Below are 19,848 nucleotides of genomic sequence, written 5' to 3' on the forward strand. Positions count from 1 at the left end.
CCGTCATGAAAGCTTCGTCCGCCTGATGCAACCTGCAAGGCCGGACGCGGCACGGCAGGATGGACGGAATGGCACACTTCCTCGTGGTCTACGCCACGACCGAGGGACAGACGCGCAGGATATCGGAGCAGGTGGCCGCGCAGCTCAAGGGCGCGGGGCATAGCGCGACCCTGGTCGATGCCAGGGCAGCGGCCTCGCTGGAGCTGGGCTCGTTCGATGCGGCGGTGCTCGCCGCCTCGCTGCATGTCGGCCGTCACCAGCCGGAAATGCTCGACTTCATCCGCCGGCAACGCGTGCGGCTCGACCGGGTGCCGACCGCCTTCATCTCCGTCAGTCTGTCGGCATCGTCCACGGAGGCGCAGGACATCGCCAATGCCCGCGAGGCGGCAGAAGCGATGTTCGACGAGCTAGATTGGGAGCCGACGCATCTGCATCTGGCGGCGGGCGCCGTGCACGACCGGCAGATGGGCGCGCTGAAGCGCTGGGTGATCCACCGCATCCTGCGGCAGAAGGGCGTGGAGATGGCGCCGTCCGGCGACATGGAGTTCACCGATTGGCCGGCGCTGGAGCGCTTCGTCGACACGTTCGTGCGCGAGACGCTGGAGGCGGGCAGGGAATTCGCCTGACGACGTTTCCCTGCCTGCGCTTGTCCGGGCCGCGGCTGCGGCCGTCTCTTACATGTTCGGGTAGTTCGGGCCGCCCGCGCCTTCCGGAACCGTCCAGGTGATGTTCTGGTTCGGGTCCTTGATGTCGCACGTCTTGCAGTGGACGCAGTTCTGCGAGTTGATCTGGAAGCGCGGGGCGTCCTCGCCTTCCTCGATCCACTCGTAGACGCCGGCCGGGCAATAGCGGTTCGAAGGCCCGGCATAGACATCGTGCTCCGATGCCTTCTGCAGCGCCATGTCCTTCACCTTGAGGTGGATCGGCTGGTCTTCCTCGTGGTTGGTGTTCGACAGGAACACCGAGGAGAGCTTGTCGAAGGACACCTTGCCGTCCGGCTTGGGATAGGCGATCGGGCTGTGCTTCGCGGCCGGCTCCAGGCTCTCCGAATCCCGCTTGCCGTGCGAGACGGTGCCGAAGAAGGAGAAGCCGAACAGCTCGTTCGTCCACATGTCGAGGCCGCCGAGCATGGTGCCGAGCAGCGTGCCGTAGCGCGACAGCAGCGGCTTGACGTTGCGGACTTTCTTCAGGTCCTGGCCGATCTCGCTTTCGCGCCAGGCCGTGTCGTAGCCGGCAAGCTCGGCATTCGTCTCGCCGCGGCCGAGCGCGGCCATGACTTCCTCCGCCGCCAGCATGCCGGACAGCATCGCGTTGTGCGAGCCCTTGATGCGCGGCACGTTGACGAAGCCGGCGGAGCAGCCGATCAGCAGGCCGCCGGGGAAGGAGAGCTTGGGCACCGACTGGAAGCCACCCTCGGTGATCGCGCGCGCGCCGTAGGAAATGCGCTTGCCGCCCTCGAACGTCTCGCGGATCGCCGGATGGGTCTTGAACCGCTGGAACTCCTCGAACGGGGAGAGGTAGGGGTTCTTGTAGTTGAGGTGAACAACGAAGCCGACCGCGACCTGGTTGTCCTCAAGGTGATAGAGGAACGAGCCGCCGCCGGTCTTGTTGTCGAGCGGCCAGCCGAAGCTGTGCTGAACGAGGCCCGGGCGGTGCTTGGACGGGTCGACCTGCCACAGCTCCTTGATGCCGATGCCGAACTTCGGCACGTCGGAATTCGCATCGAGATCGAAGCGGGCGATCAGCTCCTTGGCCAGCGATCCGCGCACGCCCTCGGCGATGAGGACATACTTGCCGCGCAGCTCCATGCCGCGGGTGAAATTGGCATTGGGCTTGCCGTCCCGGCCGATGCCCATGTCGCCGGTGGCAACGCCGACCACGGCGCCGGTGTCGTCGTAAAGCACTTCGGCCGCGGCAAAGCCGGGATAGATCTCGACGCCGAGCGCCTCGGCCTTCTCCGCCAGCCAGCGGCAGACATTGCCGAGCGAGACGATGTAGTTGCCGTGATTGTTCATCAGGGACGGCATCATGATGTTCGGCAGCCGCATGGAGCCTGCGGGGCCCAGCACCAGGAAATGGTCGGCGGTCACCGGCGTCTTGAAGGGCGTGTCGGCCTCCTCGCGCCAGCCCGGCAGCAGCCGGTCGACGCCGATGGGATCCACCACCGCGCCCGACAGGATGTGGGCGCCGACCTCGGAGCCCTTTTCCAGCACGACGACGGACAGCTCTTCGCCCTTTTCATTGGCGATCTGCTTGAGCCTGATGGCCGCCGACAGTCCCGCCGGTCCCGCGCCGACGATGACGACGTCGAACTCCATGCTCTCGCGTTCGCCAAGCGTCTCCGTGTCGCTCATGCCTCTCTCCCTCTCGTGCCGCGTGCCTCGGTCTAAGGGTTTCTGTTTAGTGCAGCGCGAAAGAGGCCGCAATGTCGATAAACCGATGGCAGTTATATGACGTTTACGTAAGAGTAATATTCGAAACCCTTTGCCGGACGTCAAGGTCGGGGCAATTGCGCTTGTCCCGGCGATGCGGCACAACAGCGGCATGGAACCTGCTGACCCGACCGACCAGAGGCAAGACGACCGTCCGTCCGTGATGGATGGGGAGGGCGAGCGCAAGGTGTCCTCGGCGCTCGAGGCGCTGCTCGACTTCTATATCTCCGCGGGAGCCGACGGCTGGCTGGAGCTGGACCCGGCGGACGCCTTCGCCCTGTCCGAGGCGCCGCGCCCCGCTGCACCGCCGCAAGCCGGGCGCATGGCGCCGGCCGCAATGCAATCTGCCATGCAATCCGCCGCACCGGCGGCGCCCGCGCGGCAGATGCCGCCCCAATCTCCGCAACCGCGATCTGCTCCGCCGATGCAGCCGGCGCCCGCTCATGCACCGGGCGCGCCGGTGGGCGGTGCCGCGGTCGTTCCGGGCGATGAAGTGGTGGTTGCTGCCCGCGAGGCGGCGCGTTCGGCAGCGACGCTGGACGAACTGCGCGAGACGCTGGCCCGTTTCGACGGCTGCAATCTCAAGCTCACCGCCAAGTCCCTGGTCTTCGCCGACGGGCCGGCGGATGCGAAGGTGATGTTCGTCGGCGAGGCGCCGGGCCGGGAGGAAGATGCGCGCGGGCTGCCCTTCGTCGGGCGCTCGGGCCAGCTTCTCGACCGGATGCTGGAGGCCATCGGCCTGGCGCGCGGCGAGGTCTACATCACCAATGTCGTGCCCTGGCGCCCGCCGGGTAACCGCACGCCGAGCCCGCAGGAAACCGAGATCTGCAAGCCCTTCGTGCTGCGCCAGATCGAGCTGGTGCGGCCCAAGGTGCTGGTGTTCCTCGGCGGGGCCTCGGCCAAGGCGCTGACCGGCGTGCAGGACGGCATCCTGCGGCTGCGCGGGCGCTGGCTGGAACTGCCTCTGGGGCCGACCGCGCAAGGGGCGACGATCCGGGCGATGGCGACGCTGCATCCGGCCTACCTGCTGCGCAGCCCGGTGCAGAAGCGCTATGCTTGGCGCGATTTCCTGGCCATCAAGGCCGCGCTGGACGAAGCTTCGGGCAGCTGACGGCGGCTCTTTTATCGCCGCGCCGCAGACCTATATCCCGAAGATACAGGTATTTCCGTCAGACCACCCAGAGCCCGAGGACACCCCTTGTTCGACAGACTCCGCAAGCGCCTTCCCGGAAAATGGGGCGATGTCCCGACCACCGTCCCGGTGGTGCGCCTCCAAGGCGCGATCGGCATGTCCTCGCCCCTGCGCCCCGGCCTGTCGCTGGCGACCGTTGCGCCGCTGCTGGACAAGGCCTTCTCCTTCGATGCGCCGGCGGTCGCGCTGATCGTCAACTCGCCCGGCGGTTCGCCGGTGCAGTCGCGGCTGATCCACGACCGCATCCGCCAGCTCGCCGGCGAGAAGAAGAAGGACGTGCTCGTCTTCGTGGAGGATGTGGCGGCCTCGGGCGGCTACATGCTGGCGATTGCCGGCGACGAGATCATCGCCGACGAGAACTCCATCGTCGGTTCCATCGGCGTGGTGTCGTCCGGCTTCGGCTTCTCCGAGGCGATCTCGAAGCTCGGCATCGAGCGCCGGGTTTATACGGCCGGCGAGAACAAGGCGATCCTCGATCCGTTCCGCCCGGAGCGCGAGGAGGACATCGTCCATCTGAAGGCGCTGCAGCAGGAAGTGCATGAGAGCTTCATCGCCCTGGTGCGCCGTCGCCGCGGCGATGTGCTCACCGATGCGCCGGACCTCTTCTCGGGCCTGTTCTGGACCGGCACGACGTCGCGCGACCTTGGCCTGATCGACCGGATCGGCGATATTCGCTCGACCCTGCGCGAGCGCTTCGGCGACAAGGTGAGAATGCGGCTGGTCGGCGGACAGCGCTCGCTGTTCTCGCGTCGACAGGGCGTGGGAGTGGAGATCGGTGCCGGCCTGACGCGAGGTTGGGCGGACGAGGCGATCGGAGCGCTGGAACAACGCGCGCTCTGGGCCCGTTACGGACTGTGAGGATCGGGAGGACGGCATGGTCAACGTGATCGCGGCGGCAGGCCTCGCCATTGGCGGCTATCTGCTGGTACGGGCAGTGAAGCGGGAGATGTCGCGCGTCGAGCGGCGGGTCTCCGAAGCAGCCAAACGGGCGACCGGCGAGCTGCCGGTGAAGAAGCTGGAGCAGGACCCGGAGACGGGACGCTACCGGCCGAAGGACTGAACCGGCTTTCCTGCTTGCATGCGTCGGGCGCCGCGAGCATGTCGCGACGCCCCGATGCTTTTGTGCAGCTCTCAGCGGTGGGTCGAGATCGTGCCCATCACCGGGCGCGGACACATGGACTGCACGACCACCGTGCCGTTCGGATAGACATAGCGGACCGTGTCGCAGGTCTCGCCGCCGGCGAGACGCGGCTTGGCCGGGGGACCGCCGGGATAGTTCGGCGAGTTCGGCGGAGCGGCCGCGGACTGCGCGCTCATGCACTTGGTCGTCGCGCACAGGATGACGCCGTCGGCGGCGCCCTTGTAGCTCCAGACCCGGCCGGACGACGAGCCGCCCTGCGACTGTCCGGCGCCGGTGCCCGCAGCCGGGCCGCCATTTCCGGCGGTGCTGTTGGACTGGGCCATCCCGGCGGTGCCCGCCAGGCTCAGCGTCAGGGCTGCGGTCGTTGCGAGCGCGAATTTGCGAAGTTTGGTCATGACAATTCCTCCGAGCGTCGGACGGGGACCATTCCCGGTGTCCGGACCTCGATGGCGCGGGATTTATCTTCCTCCTCTGTCGTCATCGCCCTTGCAGAATGACGTAAGGTGAGATCTGTCGCTGTGACCCCCGGCACAGTTTTCCGCGATTGGGCTGCAGGCCGGATCCGGGCTTGCGATGCCGCCACGCCTTGACGTCACCGGGTGTTGATGGCACCTCTCGCCCGGGCCCTGCCGGGCCATCCATTCTTGCATTCAAGGACGACGCAGATGACGAGCGAGACGGTGCCTGCGCACATGCGGCCCGAAAACTCCTTCCAGGGGTTGATCCTGACGCTTCAGAGGTTCTGGGCCGATCAGGGTTGCGTTGTCCTGCAGCCCTACGACATGGAAGTCGGCGCCGGCACCTTCCACCCGGCGACGACCCTGCGTTCGCTCGGCCCGCGTCCCTGGAAGGCCGCCTATGTGCAGCCCTCGCGCCGCCCGACCGACGGGCGCTACGGCGAGAACCCGAACCGGCTGCAGCATTACTACCAGTTCCAGGTGATCATGAAGCCGTCGCCGGAGAACCTGCAGGATCTCTACCTGCGCTCTCTGTATGCCATCGGCCTCGATCCCGCCCTGCACGACGTGCGCTTCGTCGAGGACGACTGGGAAAGCCCGACCTTGGGCGCCTGGGGCCTCGGCTGGGAGTGCTGGTGCGACGGCATGGAAGTGTCGCAGTTCACCTACTTCCAGCAGGTTGCGGGCTTCGAATGCGCGCCGGTCTCGGGCGAGCTGACCTACGGCCTGGAGCGCCTGGCGATGTACATCCAGGGCGTCGATAACGTCTACGACCTGAACTACAACGGCCGCGAAGGCGCCGAGAAGGTGACCTATGGCGATGTGTTCCTGCAGGCCGAGCAGGAATATTCCCGCCACAACTTCGAGCATGCCGACACCGAGATGCTGTTCCGCCACTTCCGCGATGCGGAAGAGGAGTGCCGCCGCCTGCTCGACGCCGGCGCCAAGGCACGCGAGGCATCTGGCGCGGCCGTGCATCAGGTGGTGCTGCCGGCCTACGACCAGTGCATCAAGGCGAGCCACGCGTTCAATCTGCTGGATGCGCGCGGCGTCATCTCGGTGACGGAACGCCAGAGCTATATCCTGCGGGTGCGAGAACTGGCCAAGGCCTGCGGTGCGGCATTCCTGGAGACGGAAGCCGGCGGGGTCGGGTATCGGGACGAGGTTTCGCTCGCAGGTTGAAGGCGCGTGTGGTAGCTGCTGTGATGTTTTCCTAAGGAGTCATTGCATGCAGCATCCGGCCTTTTTCGCCCTTTCGGCCCTTTTTGCCGTTCTCGTTGCCGCCTCGCCCGCCCTGGCAAAGACCAAGGCGGGGATAACGCCTTTGTCCGTCTGCTCCACCAAGGGCGAGTGGGACAAGCTCCACAAGACGCTCCAGACCCGCGCCCACATCTACAATTCCGAGTTCGTCGGGCGCGTCGACAAGAACAATCCGAACCGGCAGGACAAGCGCGCGGCCGCCCGCAGCGCTCTTGCCGCCTCGAAGAAGGGCCAGCCGGTCGACGTGAATTGCCGTCCGCTGCCGGGCGGCACGGTTCTTGTGGACGATACCGGCGGCTTCTCCGGTTACATGTGCGTGCGTGCACCGAAGTGGAGTTCCTGCGGCTGGATCCACAAGCGCTATTTCACCGACCATTTCGGGGCGACCTCAGACCCCAAGGTCTGGCGTCGCAACCCGCGGCAGGAATTCCTGTTTCTCTATCGCTGAGAGACAGCCGGCCACGCCGGGTGTCCCACCGGATGAGGCGGGCGGGGCTGCGCGGGCTGCTTTCGTGCCGCCGGTGACCTGTGTCACATTCGCTTCAAGCAATCCGGTTTCCACTGCAGCCTGCTTGCAGTAGCGTTACGCGACTGTCGTGACTGGAAAGGGTTTCGCCTGATGGCCACCTGGATCGTGCTCGGACTGATCGTCCTGATCGGTCTCTACCTCGTCTACATCTACAATGATCTGGTGCGGAAGCGGCAGATGGTGCGCGAAGGCTGGAGCGGCATCGATGTCCAGCTGAAGCGCCGGTCGGACCTCATTCCGAACCTGGTCGAGGCGGTGAAGGGCTACGCCACGCACGAGCGGGCGGCCTTCGAGGCGGTGACCGAGATGCGGACGCGGGCGGCGGGGATCGATCCGGCGGACGTGGCAGGGAGGGCGCGCGCCGAGGGCATGCTGACGCAGGCGCTGGGCAAGCTCTTTGCGGTCGCCGAAGCCTATCCGGAGCTCAAGGCCAGCGCCAATTTCCGCGAGCTGCAATCCTCGCTTGAGGGTGTCGAGGATGCGCTGCAACTGGCGCGCCGCTACTACAACGGCGCGGTGCGTGCGCTCAATGTCGTGGTCGAGAGCTTCCCGTCCAATCTGGTCGCCCGCCGGTTCGGCTTCACCCAGGAAGAATATTTCGAGATCGAGGACCCGGCGGAGCGGGCAGTGCCCAGGGTCAGCTTCTGACGGAGGGCGGTCCTGCCATGCGCGTCCTCGCCGTCCTGATCGCGGTTTGCGCCTTTCTCGCCGCGGGCCTGCTGGTGCTGGCCCCGGCGACGGCACGTGCCGACGAACGCATCCTCGCTTTCAACTCGACCATCGAGGTGGCGGGCGACGGCGAACTGACCGTCACCGAGACGATTCGCGTGCGCGCCGAGGGCAACCAGATCCGCCGCGGCATCTTCCGCGACATCCCGCTGGTCTTCGAGACGGAAAACGGCCGCATGGCCCGCGCCGGCTTCGACCTCGTCTCGGTGGAACGGGACGGCGAGGAGGACGGTTATTCGGTCAATCGCGGCGGCAGCGGTGTGCGGATCTATATCGGCCGCGAGGACACGTTCCTGCAGCCGGGCACCTACACCTACACCATCACCTACCGGACGGACCGGCAGGTGCGGTTCTTCGAGACCCATGACGAGGTCTACTGGAACGCCACCGGCAACGAATGGGATTTCCCCATCGACCGGGCGGTCGCGCGCATCGTGTTGCCGGAAGGGGCGAGCGTCGCCGCCCACACGGCCTATACCGGCCCCTACGGCGCAACCGGACAGGACTATACGTCGAGGCTCGAGGACGGCGGGCGCAGCGTCCTGTTCGCCACGACCCGGCCGCTGGGGCCGCGCGAGGGGCTGAGCGTCGTCGCCGAGATGGCGAAGGGCGTCGTCGCCGCTCCGACCGCCGAGGAAGAGCTCGGCTATATCCTCCAGGACAATCTCGCCGAGATCCTCGGCGGCATCGGTCTCTTCCTCGTCCTGGCCTATTATGTCTGGGCGTGGTGGTCCGTCGGACGCGATCCGCCGAAGGGCGTGATCTTCCCGCGCTTCGAGGGGCCGGAGGGCATTTCGCCGGCGCTCTCCAACTATGTCGCGCGCAAGGGCTTCGGCGATGGCGGCTGGCGTGCGCTCTCCGCCGCCTGCCTCAGCCTTGCGGTCAAGGGCAAGCTGGTGCTGGACGATCTGGCCGGCGACCTGACGCTGACCCGGCCGGAAGGGGCGCGCGGCGACTATGCCGGGTTGCCCAAGGGCGAGAAGGCGATCGCCAGCTGGCTCGACAATCGCGACGGCAGCTTCACCGTGTCCAAGGCCAACGGCACCTCGGTCCAGAAGCTCGGCAACAATTTTCGCGGCGCCATCGAGGGCGAGAACCGCAACCGCTACTACAAGGCGAACCGGCTCTATCTGCTGCCGGGCATCGTGCTGTCGGTGCTGACGATCTTCGCGCTGCTTGCCTTCGGCAATCTCAGCGAGGAGCAGATCGCGATCATGATCCCGATCTTCATGGTCACCTTCGTCGTGGTGATGTTCGCGGTGCAGATCGGCAAGGCGATCCGCCGGCCCGGCGGGATGGCCCTGCGCATCGTGTTCGTCCTCGTCGTCTTCTCGTTCGTCACGCTCGGCCATGTGACGGCCTCGGCGATCCTGCTGCAGTTGAAGGGCGACATCCCGCCGCTGGCGCTGATCGCCATCGGGCTGCTGGCGGTGAACTTCCTGTTCTTCTTCCTGATCGGCGCGCCGACTGCGCTCGGCCGCAGCGCGATGGACGAGATCGAGGGGCTGAAGATGTATCTTCAGGTCGCCGAGAAGGACCGGATGAACATGCAGGGCGCCCCGAAGATGAGCCCCTCGCATTTCGAGACGCTGTTGCCCTATGCCGTCGCTCTCGATGTGGAAAAGCCCTGGTCGAAGGCCTTCGAGGCCTGGTTGCTGACGGCGGCCGGAGCGGCCGTCGCGGCGTCCTATGCTCCGGGATGGTATTCGGGGCGCAGCTTCGACACGCACAACATCTCCGGCACGCTCGGCAAGAGCGTCGAGGCCATGTCCGGCACCTTCTCCTCCTCGCTGCCTGCGCCCAAGTCGTCCAGCTCCGGCGGGGGAGGCGGCGGGTTCTCCGGCGGCGGCGGAGGTGGCGGCGGCGGCGGCGGCTGGTAGTCGCATCGACCCTCGCCAGCACGCGCGGGGGTGACTTTTTCCCCCGCTCTTGCTAACGGACGCGCAACAGTCACGGTCGCCGGCTGTCCGGCTGCCCAACCATTCGAGACCTCCCGATGCCCGATCTTCTCCTGGAGCTTTTCAGCGAGGAAATTCCCGCCCGCATGCAGCGCCGTGCTGCAGAGGACCTGAAGTCGCTGGTGACCAATGCGCTGGTCGAGGCGGGCGTCACCTACGAGGGCGCGAAGGCGTTTTCCACCCCGCGGCGGCTGGCGCTGCATATCGCCGGGCTGACGGCGGGATCGAAGCCGACCCGCGAGGAGCGCAAGGGCCCGCGCGTTGGCTCGCCGGAAAAGGCGCTGGAAGGCTTCCTGCGCGGTGCGGGGCTTGCCTCCATCGATGAGGCGCAGGTCGTCTCCGACCCGAAGAAGGGCGACTTCTACGTCGCGGTGATCGAGAAGCCGGGCCGCTCGACGCCCGACATCATCGCCGAGGTGATGCCGGGCATCATTCGCGGCTTCCCCTGGCCGAAGTCGATGCGCTGGGGCGGCGGACAGCTGCGCTGGGTGCGCCCACTCCACTCCATCGTCGCGACGTTCGGGCCGGAGACCGAGGAGCCGGAGGTGGTGCCCTTCGAGATCGACGGCATCGTCTCGTCCAACACGACGCGCGGCCACCGCTTCCTGGCGCCGGACGCCTTCGAGGTGCGGCGTCTGGAGGACTATGCCGACAAGCTGGAGAAAGCGAAGGTCGTGCTCGATGCCGACCGGCGCAAGGACATCATCGTCAACGATGCGCGCAACCGCGCCATGGCGCTGGGCCTGGAGCTGGTCGAGGACGAGGGCCTGCTGGAGGAAGTCGCCGGCCTGGTGGAATGGCCGGTCGTGCTGGTCGGCAGCTTCGACGAGGCGTTCCTGGAACTGCCCGACGAGGTGATCCGCCTGACCATCCGCGCCAACCAGAAGTGCTTCGTGTTGCGCGACCCGACAACCGGGCGCCTGTCCAACCGCTTCGTCGCCGTGTCCAACATCGTCGCCTCCGATGGCGGCGCGACGATCATCGCCGGCAACGAGAAGGTTATCCGCGCCCGCCTGTCCGATGCCCGCTTCTTCTGGGAAACGGACCTCAAGGCGCCGCTGGAAAGCCGGCTGCCGAAGCTCGACAGCGTCGTCTTCCACGAAAAACTCGGCACGCAGGGCGCGCGGGTGAACCGCCTCGAGGCGCTGGCGCGCGAGATCGCCCCGCTGGTCGGAGCCGATGTGGAAAAGGCGGCGCGCGCCGCGCGCCTCGCCAAGGCCGACCTGCCGACGCAGATGGTCTACGAATTCCCCGAGCTGCAGGGCCAGATGGGCCGTACCTATGCCGAGTTGCAGGGCGAGGATGCCTCTGTCGCCCGCGCCATCGAGGAGCACTACAAGCCGCAGGGCCCGTCCGACGAGGTGCCGGCCGATCCGGTCGCCGTCGCCGTGGCGCTCGCCGACAAGCTCGATCTGCTCACTGGCTTCTGGGCCATCGACGAGAAGCCGACCGGCTCCAAGGACCCCTTCGCGCTGCGCCGCGCCGCGCTCGGCGTGATCCGCATCGTGCTGGAGAACGGGCTGCGGCTGCGCCTCTCCGATTTGCTTGCCAGCGCCAATGCCGCGATGGCCGAGGCCGGCGGTGAGCTGGGCCAGGATCTCCTGTCCTTCTTCGCTGACCGTCTGAAAGTGCATCTGCGCGAGCAGGGTGCCCGTCACGACCTTATCGACGCGGTTTTCGCGCTGGAGGGGCAGGACGACCTGTTGATGGTGGTGCGCCGGGTCGAGGCGCTGGGCGCGTTCCTGGCGACCGAGGATGGCGCGAACCTGCTGGCCGGCACCAAGCGCGGGGCCAACATCCTGCGCGCCGAGGAGAAGAAGGACGGCACCGCCATTTCCGGTGCGCCCCATGCCGATCACCTGGCCGAGCCGGCGGAGATCGCCCTGGCGGCGGCCATCGACACGGCGCGGGCCGAGATCCGCGATGCGCTGTCGCGCGAGGATTTCGCTGGCGCGATGACGGCGCTGGCGGGCCTGCGCGCGCCGGTCGACAGGTTCTTCGACGACATCCTGGTCAATGCCGAGGATGCGGACCTGCGCCTCAACCGCCTGCGCCTGCTTGCCGAGATCCGCGAGGCGACCCGCGAGGTTGCCGACTTCTCGAAAATCGCCGGCTGAGCGGCCGGTTTCAGAACCAGCAAAAAGGGCGCGGGACCTGCCGGTTCCGCGCCCTTTTCATATCTGGAGGCGGCAGATGCCGACCGCCTTATTCCGCGGGCGTACCGGCCAGCCGTGCGACCGGCTCTTCCTTGATCGGCCAGTGGACGATGGCCGCGAAGAGGCCGAGCGCGATGCCGAGATACCAGATCACGTCGTAGGAGCCGGTCTGGTCGTAGAGCCGGCCGCCCAGCCAGACACCGAGGAACGAGCCGATCTGGTGCGAGAAGAACACGAAGCCGAACAGCGTCGCCAGGTAGCGCGGGCCGAACATCACTGCGACGAGGCCGGAGGTCGGCGGCACCGTGGAGAGCCACAGGAAGCCCATCGTGCCGGCGAAGATCAGCACGCTCAGCGGCGTGGCCGGCGCCATCAGGAAGAGCGTGATGGCGATGGCGCGGCCGAGATAGATCAGCGACAGGAAATAGGGCTTCGACCAGCGGCCGCCGATATAGCCCGAGGCCAGCGCCCCGAACACGTTGCACAGGCCGATCAGCGCGATGGCGATGGCGCCCCACTTCGGATCGAGGCCGAGGTCGGCGATATAGGGCGGCAGGTGCACGGTGATGAAGGCGACGTGGAAGCCGCAAACGAAGAAGCCGAAGGTCAGCAGGAGGAAGCCGCGGGTGCGGAACGCTTCGGAGATCGCTTCGGTGAGCTTCTGGTCGGCAATGCCCGAGCCCGGCACGTAGGCGGCGGGCTTGCCCTTCAGCGCCACCGCCAGGAACGGGATCAGCAGCATCAGGCCGGCCAGCACATAGAGGGTATCGTGCCAGCCGAGCCCGTCGATGAGGCCCTGGCTGAGCGGGGCGAACAGGAACTGGCCGAAGGAGCCGGCCGCGGTGCCGATGCCGAAGGCGAGCGAGCGGCGCTCCGGCGTCACGGCGCGTCCGAAGGCGGCAAGCACCAGCGAGAAGGACGAGAAGGCGACGCCGAGGCCGATCATCACGCCGCCGGCCACATGCAGCAGCAACGGGCTTTCCGCCTGCGCCATCAGCAGGAGGCCGAGCGTGTAGACGATGCCGCCGAAGGCGAGCGTGCGTGCCGTGCCGAACCGGTCGGAGACCATGCCGGCGATCGGCTGCGCCGCGCCCCAGACGAGGTTCTGGATGGCCAGCGCGAGGGCGAAGATCTCGCGCGACCAGTCGCGCGCCTCGGTCATCGGCGACAGGAACAGCCCGAGCGCGGACCGCGGGCCGAAGCTGAGCAGGGCGATGAGACAGCCGCAGACGATGATCAGCGGCAGGTTGGGGGAGGCCTTGGGAAGGGGCGAACCGGAGGTCGGCGCGCGTGTCGCGGAACTGGTCACGTCGTAAGTCCTGTCGCTGGGCAGGTCAGGGCGAAGGGACCGCTCGGCAAAAGAGCGTCGCTGCCGCCTGCCGGCATGCTGAGGAGGTCTGCCTTTCGCGCGCCCGGGCGGGCGGCACGGAATTGGCGAGGCCGGTTGCCATGATTATGCGCGATACGCGGCCCGTGAAAAAGCGAAACAAATTCATGGTTCGCTATTCACGTCCTTGATGGATCTACGGACGGCTTTCCGGTTGGCCGCCGCCCTCAGATCGGCTGCTGGGCGAGGCCCTTGCCGTGGATCGGACCGGTCGGCAGGTTGGTCGGCGAGCCGCCCTCCGGCTCGAAGGTGATCTCGTAGAGCTGGTCGCGGCGGGGCGGCGGAAGGCCTTCAACCGACAGACGCTTGCCCGTTCCGCTCGGCAGCAGGCCGAGCGAGACCGGCGGGCCTTCCTCGGTCGGCTTGGTCCAGACCTGCATGACCTGGCCCTGGGGCACGGTGGCGCCGTCCAGCAGGGTGATCCAGGTGGTGTTGTCGGCCGCGCCCTCCACCAGGGCGACCGGCTTGCCGCCGGCATCCAGCAGCACCGCGACCACGGTCGGCTGCGGCATGGTCAGCAGCGACCAGCCGAGCGCGACGGCGAGAACCAGCGAGGCGGCAAGGCTGGCCAGTGCAGCGAAGCGCCAGCGGGTGTCTGCAGGTTTGCCGTCGCGGTTCCTGGCGGCAAGCGGAACGACATTACCGGCAGGCTTCTGGGCCTCGGTCGGAGCCTCGTCGAGACGGGCGGCAACACGGTTCCACAGCCCCTCGGGCAGGGGAACCTCGTCGGCGGTCGCATCCAGCTCGCCGAAGCGGGCGCGGGCGCGCTCCAGCCTGGCGGCAACCTGCGGATCTGCCGCGGCCAGCGCCTCGATCTCGGCGTGTTCCGCCTCGCTGGCGAGGCCGAGCACGACCTCGTCGATGCGTTCCTCGAGCGGGCGCTGCGTCATGACAGGCACTCCCGCAGCTGCGTCAGGCCGCGCCGGAGCCAGGCCTTGACCGAGCCGAGCGGCGCCTTCATGCGCCCGGAAATCTCGCCGTGGCTGTAACCGAGCACGTAGGAGGCAAGGATCGCCATGCGCTTGCTGGGCTCCAGCGCCGAGAGGCAGCGCCGGAGGTCGCTGTTCGCATCGAGCCGGTGATAGGCGTTCTCCAGCACGCTTTCGTCCGCCGCTTCGTCGAAGGCTTCCATGTCGCCATGCGGGCTGTCCCGCTCGCCTTGGCGCAGCAGGGTGAGGCAACGGTTGCGCAGGATCGTGTAGATCCAGCCCGTGGCGCTGCCGCGCGCCGGGTCGAACTGGCCGGCATTGCGCCACAGCGCGACGAAGCTTTCCTGCACCGCGTCCTCGGCAAGGTCCCGGCGGCGCAGCATGCGCAGCGCGACGCCGAGCATCCGCTTGCCTTCGTGGTCCATCAGGGTTTTCAACGCGGCGCGGTCACCGGCGGCGCAGGCTGCGACAAGGGCGCTGTGATCGATCAAGGTCCCGCTCTTCTTCCGCCGGTCAATCTGGGCCTGCCCGGGAGGAAGGGCTGCGGCTCGCCGTGCAATCGCTGCCGATGGTGGAGCTTTCGCAGCGGATTGGCAAAGGAAATCGGGCGCGTTGTGCTGGCTTCCGGTGCCGGTGGGCGTGTGCGGCGAGAGGTGTGTTGCCATGGCGGGGCACCGGCAATGCGGGGCGAGAGTGAGGGCCGGGCAGGGTCGGCACCTGGCGGCGCCGACCCCGGAAAGCCCTGGCGGCTTACTTCGCCGTCATGAACGTGATGTCGCGCACGGTGACGCCGTCGGCACCCTTGAGCGGCCAGCTCTGGGTGACCTTGCCGTCCTCGAGCGAGACCGTGTGCAGACCGCCGCCGGACACGAGCCAGGCGGTGTTGGTGCCGGCTTCGTCGGTGGCGATGTCGAAGGCATAGGTGTCGGAGCCCTCGATGCCGAGCTTGCCGACGGCCGCCAGCGTGCCGTCGTTCGGCGAGGTCTGGCGGATCAGCGCGACGATCGTGCTGTCGATGTCGTACATCGCCGTCTTCTCGGGCTTGCCGAAGGAGTTGGTGTAGGCGGCTGCCACGATGGCAGGTCCCTCGCCGGCATGCATGTCGCCCTTGTCGAAGGCGAGGCTGCCATCGACGGTCACGGCGCCGCTCTCGATGTCGACGCGGTGGTTGGTCGTGCCCGACATGAAGCGGAGCTTGTTGGCCGCCGGGTTGAAGTCGACGATGACGGCACCGCCCTCGGCCACCGGCAGCTCCTTGTCCATGGTGGAGATCACCGTCGTGGCGCCGGTCTCGGGATCGATCTCGACGATCTGGAACGTCTCGGTCACGCCGATCAGCTGGCCGTTGGCCGGCCGCAGGTCGATGCCGAGCAGGCGGTTGACGCCCTGGGCATCCATCGTGGCGGTGACGGTGGCGGTGGATGCGTCGATCTTGTGAAGGGTCTTGTCGCCCGACAGGGCGATCGCGGTGAGGCCGTCATTGTCCGCAGCATGTGCCGCCGTGGCGAGGGCGATGAGTGCGGTGGTCGCGAGAGCGAAAGTCGTCCTGGTCACTTGAACTGATCCTCGTATCCATGGGCTGCGGCCGATCCGCAGCACCTGCACACCCGTGACTCTCCCAGGAGGGCGTTTGGATGCAGGGACCGCGAAAAAAAATCGCAATTTTGGAGAAAAAAGATCGGAGGTCGGGTTAGAGTTTTGACTTCAAAGGATAATTTCTATTTGTCTTATGAAAAGCCGGGTCAGGACCAACAAACGCATTGGCAAGGCACGCGGAGGTGCCTATATATGCCCCATAGGAGCATAAGCGTCGGCTAAGGCCGCGTTTTTTAAACGGCAGTTTATGCTCAAAGTGAGCAAAATGGCCTGTCCGGCCGCAAGGCCTCGTAATACGGTCGTTTTGCTCGGTTGAGGTCGGGCCCTGCGCGAGCTTGAGGCCCGGATGAAGTCAGGGAGGTCGTCATGGCCACCATCGCACTCGATATCGGCAGCAATGCCGGACGCTCGACTGCCGCACCCGCACGGGCCAGCGGCTATTCGATGTTGCCGCGTCCTCATCTCGCCTACACGCCGGAAGTCGCCGAAGCGACCGCGCCGATCTACGAGAAGGTCCGTCACCTGATCCCGGAGATCGAGTGGCCGGTGCTGGCTCCCGTGATCCACGAGATCAACCGCCTCAAGAAGGAGCGGAACGCCGTCATCCTCGCCCACAACTACATGACGCCGGAGATTTTCCACGGCGTCTCCGACATCGTCGGCGACAGCCTGGCGCTGGCGAAGGAAGCGGCGAAGACCGACGCGGACGTGATCATCCAGTGCGGCGTGCACTTCATGGCCGAGACCGCCAAGATCCTCAACCCGGACAAGACGGTCCTGATCCCCGACATGAAGGCCGGCTGCTCGCTGGCCGAGTCGATCACCGCCGCCGATGTGCGCGCCTTGCGCGAAAAGCACCCGGGCGTGCCGATCGTCACCTATGTGAACACCTCGGCCGACGTGAAGGCCGAGTGCGACATCTGCTGCACCTCGGCCAATGCCGTGCAGGTGGTGGAGAGCCTCGGCGCGCCGCGCGTGCTGCTGATCCCCGACCAGTACCTGGCGGCCAATGTGGCGCGGCAGACGGACGTGGAGATCCTGACCTGGGCCGGTGCCTGCGAGGTGCACGAACGCTTCACCGCGGCGGAGCTGCGCGAATACCGCGAGATCGAGCCAAGCGTGAAGATCATCGCGCATCCGGAGTGCCCGCCCGAGGTGGTCGACGAGGCCGATTTCACCGGCTCCACCGCCGGCATGATCGACTGGGTCAAGACCAACCGGCCGGAGAAGGTGATGCTGGTCACCGAGTGCTCGATGGCCGACAACATTGCGTCCGAGACGCCGGGTGTGGACTATGTCCGTCCGTGCAACCTGTGCCCGCACATGAAGCGAATCACGCTGTCCAAGATTCTGGACTGCCTGCTCGAAATGCGAGATGAGGTGACGGTCGATCCGCAGGTCGCCGCCCGGGCGCGCACTGCGGTCGAGCGGATGATCAACCTCAAGAGCTGATCGTCCGATCAACGGCAACACAGCCAATGCCGGGCGCGGCCAGCGTCCGGCATCGCCGCGTGGCGGCCCGCCCCGACCGTCGTTCCTCCGGCTGCCGCCCGGCTGCCGGCCTTCCGGACGAAATTCATGACGTCGCCACGTCCCGTGACCTCCCATATCGATGATGTCGTCATTCTTGGCGGCGGCCTGACCGGCCTGTTCTGCGCGCTGAAGCTGGCGCCGCGGCCGGTGACGATTCTCTCCGCCTCTCCCATCGGCGAGGGCGCTTCTTCCGCATGGGCGCAGGGCGGCATTGCCGCGGCCGTCTCCGACGAGGACAGTGCATCTGCTCATGCCGCCGATACTATCGCCGTCGGCGGCGGGCTGTGCGAGGAGAAGATCGTCCGCCTGATGACCGAGGAAGCGGGCGAGCGCATCCGCGACCTGCTCGGCTATGGCGTTCCCTTCGACATGGACCTGGAAGGGCGGCTGCAGCTGTCGCGCGAGGCAGCCCACTCGATGAACCGTATCGTGCGCGTGCGCGGCGATATGGCCGGCCGCGCGATCATGGACGCGCTGGTGACCGCCGTGCGCAACACGCCGTCGATCCGCGTCGTCGAGGGCTATCTGGGCGAGGAACTGTTGCACCAGGGGCGGATCGTCACCGGCGTGCTGGCCCGTCGCCGCGGCGACCGCGAGCGCCTTGCCTTTCCCGCCCATGCGGTGGTGCTGGCCTCCGGCGGTATCGGCCATCTCTATGCGGTAACGACCAACCCGCCGGAAGCCAACGGCCAGGGCCTTGCCATGGCTCTCAATGCGGGCGCCGTCGTCGCCGATACCGAGTTCGTGCAGTTCCACCCGACCGCGCTGAATGTCGGCCGCGATCCTGCCCCGCTCGCCTCCGAGGCGCTGCGCGGCGAGGGCGCGACGCTGATCAACGCCGACGGCCGCCGTTTCATGGAAGCGATCGACCCGCTGAAGGAACTGGCGCCGCGCGATGTCGTCGCCCGGGCGGTGTTTGCCGAAAACCTTGCCGGGCGCGGGGCGTTCCTCGATTGCCGCGAGGCGCTGGGCGCGAGCTTCCCCGAGAAGTTCCCGACCGTTTATGCTGCCTGCATGGAGGCGGGCATCGACCCGGTGCGCCAGCCGATCCCGGTGGCGCCGGCCGAGCACTATCACATGGGCGGCGTGCTGACCGACGCCAACGGCCGTACCTCTCTCGACAATCTGTGGGCTGCCGGCGAGGTCGCCTCCACCGGTGCCCACGGCGCCAACCGGCTGGCCTCCAACTCGCTGCTGGAAACGGTGGTCTTCGCCGCGCGTGTCGCCGAGGACATCCAGAACCAGATGCCCAATCCGCGCACGGCGCACTGGCCGGGCATCGACGACCACATCCAGGAGCCGAGCCGACGCAACGAGGTGGAGCGCGAGGCGATCAGCCTGCTGCGCCGGACCATGGCCGACGGTGTCGGCGTGGTGCGCACGGCCGAGGGCCTGACGGGCGCGCTGGCCGTGATCGACGCGCTGGAGGCGCGCTGCAAGCGCCGCTCGATCCGCAACATGATGACCGCGGGCAAGGCGGTTGCGGCCGCCGCGCTGCTGCGCCGCGAGAGCCGGGGCGGGCATTCGCGCGCCGACTACCCGCAGGAAGATCCCGCCTTCGCGCAGCGCACCTATCTGACGGCGAAGGATATCGCCGCCGTGGTGCGCGAAGCGGTGGACAGCGAGATCGGCCGTCGGGCCATCGAGGCCCTGCCGGCGGTCGGAGACGCATGATGAGCGACACTGGAACCAACCTGCCGGTGCTTCCCGCGCTAATGGTCGAGGATGCGGTCCGCGCGGCACTGCTGGAAGACTGGGGCAGGGCGGGCGACATCACCGCCCAGGCGACGCTGTCGCCGGAGATCGGCGCGCGCGCGGTGATCGCGGCCCGCCAGCCCGGACGCCTGTCGGGGATCGACCTGGCCGCGACCGCCTTCCGACTGAGCGATCCGGCCATCGCTGTCGAGATCCTGGCGCGCGACGGCGACCGGCTGGAGCCGGGCGATGTCGTGATGCGGGTGTCGGGACCGGCACGTGGCATGTTGTCTGCCGAACGGGTGGCGCTGAACTATCTCGGCCATCTGTCGGGCGTGGCAACGGCGACGGCGGCCTTTGCCGATCTTGTCGCCCATACCAAGGCGCGCATCGTCTGCACCCGCAAGACGACGCCGGGCCTGAGGGCCTTCGAGAAATACGCGGTGCGCTGCGGCGGCGGTGCCAACCACCGCTTCGGCCTGGATGACGCGATCCTGATCAAGGACAACCACATCGCGGTTGCCGGCGGCGTGCGCGCGGCCATCGAGGCATCGCGGTGCTTTGCCGGTCATCTCGTGCGCGTCGAGGTCGAGGTCGATACGCTGGACCAGCTGCGCGAGGCGCTGGACGCCAAGCCCGACGTGATCATGCTCGACAACATGCAGCCGGACCGCCTGCGCGAGGCCGTTGCCATTGCCGGCGGCAAGGTGGTGCTGGAAGCCTCCGGCGGCGTCAACCTGAAGACCGTTGCCGCGATTGCGGAAACGGGGGTCGACCTGATTTCCGTCGGCTGGATCACCCATTCGGCGCCGGTGCTGGATCTCGGCCTCGATATCGAGATCGGCTGACGCGG

18 protein-coding genes are annotated in these 19,848 nt (G+C 67.4%); 12 read left to right on the forward strand and 6 right to left on the reverse strand.

From position 1 onward, the window contains the following. Nucleotides 1–68 precede the first annotated feature (68 nt). Nucleotides 69–626, forward strand: coding sequence for a flavodoxin domain-containing protein (locus BBX35_RS13060; protein WP_067220745.1), 558 nt, complete (start codon nt 69–71; stop codon nt 624–626). Between the two features lie 48 nt (nt 627–674). On the opposite strand, the gene BBX35_RS13065 is transcribed toward BBX35_RS13060, so the two are convergent. Continuing rightward, nucleotides 675–2,354, reverse strand: coding sequence for an electron transfer flavoprotein-ubiquinone oxidoreductase (locus BBX35_RS13065; protein ID WP_067220748.1), 1,680 nt, complete (start codon nt 2,352–2,354; stop codon nt 675–677). Between the two features lie 241 nt (nt 2,355–2,595). On the opposite strand from BBX35_RS13065, the gene BBX35_RS13070 reads away from it, so the two are divergent. From BBX35_RS13070 to BBX35_RS13080, 3 genes are all read left to right on the forward strand, one after another. Then, nucleotides 2,596–3,543: a uracil-DNA glycosylase gene (locus tag BBX35_RS13070; RefSeq protein ID WP_067220750.1), complete on the forward strand. Its 948-nt coding sequence runs from the start codon at nt 2,596–2,598 to the stop codon at nt 3,541–3,543. An 87-nt stretch (nt 3,544–3,630) separates the two neighbouring features. Beyond that, the gene (locus BBX35_RS13075; protein WP_067220753.1) at nt 3,631–4,482 is read left to right on the forward strand and encodes a S49 family peptidase; all 852 of its coding nucleotides are present in this window, start codon (nt 3,631–3,633) and stop codon (nt 4,480–4,482) included. Between the two features lie 16 nt (nt 4,483–4,498). After that, complete coding sequence (locus BBX35_RS13080) at nt 4,499–4,684, forward strand: hypothetical protein (protein WP_067220756.1); 186 nt, start codon at nt 4,499–4,501, stop codon at nt 4,682–4,684. A gap of 71 nt (nt 4,685–4,755) precedes the next feature. Here BBX35_RS13080 and BBX35_RS13085 read toward each other — a convergent pair whose 3' ends face one another. Continuing rightward, the gene (locus BBX35_RS13085; RefSeq protein ID WP_067220758.1) at nt 4,756–5,160 is read right to left on the reverse strand and encodes a hypothetical protein; all 405 of its coding nucleotides are present in this window, start codon (nt 5,158–5,160) and stop codon (nt 4,756–4,758) included. A 297-nt stretch (nt 5,161–5,457) separates the two neighbouring features. Between BBX35_RS13085 and BBX35_RS13090 the strand changes: the two genes are divergently transcribed. From BBX35_RS13090 to glyS, 5 genes are all read left to right on the forward strand, one after another. Further along, nucleotides 5,458–6,405: a glycine--tRNA ligase subunit alpha gene (locus BBX35_RS13090; RefSeq protein ID WP_410176285.1), complete on the forward strand. Its 948-nt coding sequence runs from the start codon at nt 5,458–5,460 to the stop codon at nt 6,403–6,405. Nucleotides 6,406–6,451: 46 nt separating this feature from the next. Beyond that, the gene (locus BBX35_RS13095) at nt 6,452–6,931 is read left to right on the forward strand and encodes a hypothetical protein (RefSeq protein WP_067220764.1); all 480 of its coding nucleotides are present in this window, start codon (nt 6,452–6,454) and stop codon (nt 6,929–6,931) included. Between the two features lie 171 nt (nt 6,932–7,102). Then, nucleotides 7,103–7,660, forward strand: coding sequence for a LemA family protein (locus BBX35_RS13100; protein ID WP_067220767.1), 558 nt, complete (start codon nt 7,103–7,105; stop codon nt 7,658–7,660). A gap of 17 nt (nt 7,661–7,677) precedes the next feature. Beyond that, nucleotides 7,678–9,621: a DUF2207 domain-containing protein gene (locus BBX35_RS13105; RefSeq protein WP_067220769.1), complete on the forward strand. Its 1,944-nt coding sequence runs from the start codon at nt 7,678–7,680 to the stop codon at nt 9,619–9,621. 116 nt (nt 9,622–9,737) lie between these two features. Beyond that, nucleotides 9,738–11,816, forward strand: coding sequence for a glycine--tRNA ligase subunit beta (gene glyS / locus BBX35_RS13110; protein ID WP_067220772.1), 2,079 nt, complete (start codon nt 9,738–9,740; stop codon nt 11,814–11,816). A gap of 88 nt (nt 11,817–11,904) precedes the next feature. On the opposite strand, the gene BBX35_RS13115 is transcribed toward glyS, so the two are convergent. From BBX35_RS13115 to BBX35_RS13130, 4 genes are all read right to left on the reverse strand, one after another. Continuing rightward, the gene (locus BBX35_RS13115; protein ID WP_067220774.1) at nt 11,905–13,164 is read right to left on the reverse strand and encodes an MFS transporter; all 1,260 of its coding nucleotides are present in this window, start codon (nt 13,162–13,164) and stop codon (nt 11,905–11,907) included. 245 nt (nt 13,165–13,409) lie between these two features. Further along, complete coding sequence (locus BBX35_RS13120; RefSeq protein ID WP_067220777.1) at nt 13,410–14,132, reverse strand: anti-sigma factor; 723 nt, start codon at nt 14,130–14,132, stop codon at nt 13,410–13,412. Then, nucleotides 14,129–14,662 (reverse strand): sigma-70 family RNA polymerase sigma factor, encoded by a 534-nt coding sequence (locus tag BBX35_RS13125; RefSeq protein ID WP_067220779.1) that lies wholly within the window; start codon nt 14,660–14,662, stop codon nt 14,129–14,131. The genes BBX35_RS13120 and BBX35_RS13125 overlap by 4 nt, the downstream gene beginning before the upstream one ends. A gap of 259 nt (nt 14,663–14,921) precedes the next feature. Further along, nucleotides 14,922–15,725 carry a DUF4394 domain-containing protein gene (locus tag BBX35_RS13130; protein WP_067220783.1) on the reverse strand — a complete coding sequence of 268 codons (804 nt, stop codon included), beginning with the start codon at nt 15,723–15,725 and terminating at the stop codon, nt 14,922–14,924. A gap of 408 nt (nt 15,726–16,133) precedes the next feature. Between BBX35_RS13130 and nadA the strand changes: the two genes are divergently transcribed. The 3 genes from nadA (at nt 16,134) to nadC (ending at nt 19,843) form a co-directional block, all read left to right on the forward strand. Next, nucleotides 16,134–17,219, forward strand: a complete 1,086-nt coding sequence (nadA, locus tag BBX35_RS13135; protein WP_083206275.1) for a quinolinate synthase NadA — start codon at nt 16,134–16,136, stop codon at nt 17,217–17,219. 126 nt (nt 17,220–17,345) lie between these two features. Continuing rightward, nucleotides 17,346–18,974 (forward strand): L-aspartate oxidase, encoded by a 1,629-nt coding sequence (locus BBX35_RS13140; protein WP_067220785.1) that lies wholly within the window; start codon nt 17,346–17,348, stop codon nt 18,972–18,974. Next, a complete protein-coding gene (gene nadC / locus BBX35_RS13145) occupies nt 18,974–19,843 on the forward strand; it encodes a carboxylating nicotinate-nucleotide diphosphorylase (RefSeq protein ID WP_067220788.1) in 870 nt (289 codons plus the stop codon). The genes BBX35_RS13140 and nadC overlap by 1 nt, the downstream gene beginning before the upstream one ends. The last annotated feature ends 5 nt before the right edge of the window (nt 19,844–19,848 follow it).

Source organism: Stappia indica, assembly GCF_001696535.1.
Taxonomy (GTDB): Bacteria; Pseudomonadota; Alphaproteobacteria; order Rhizobiales; family Stappiaceae; genus Stappia; species Stappia indica.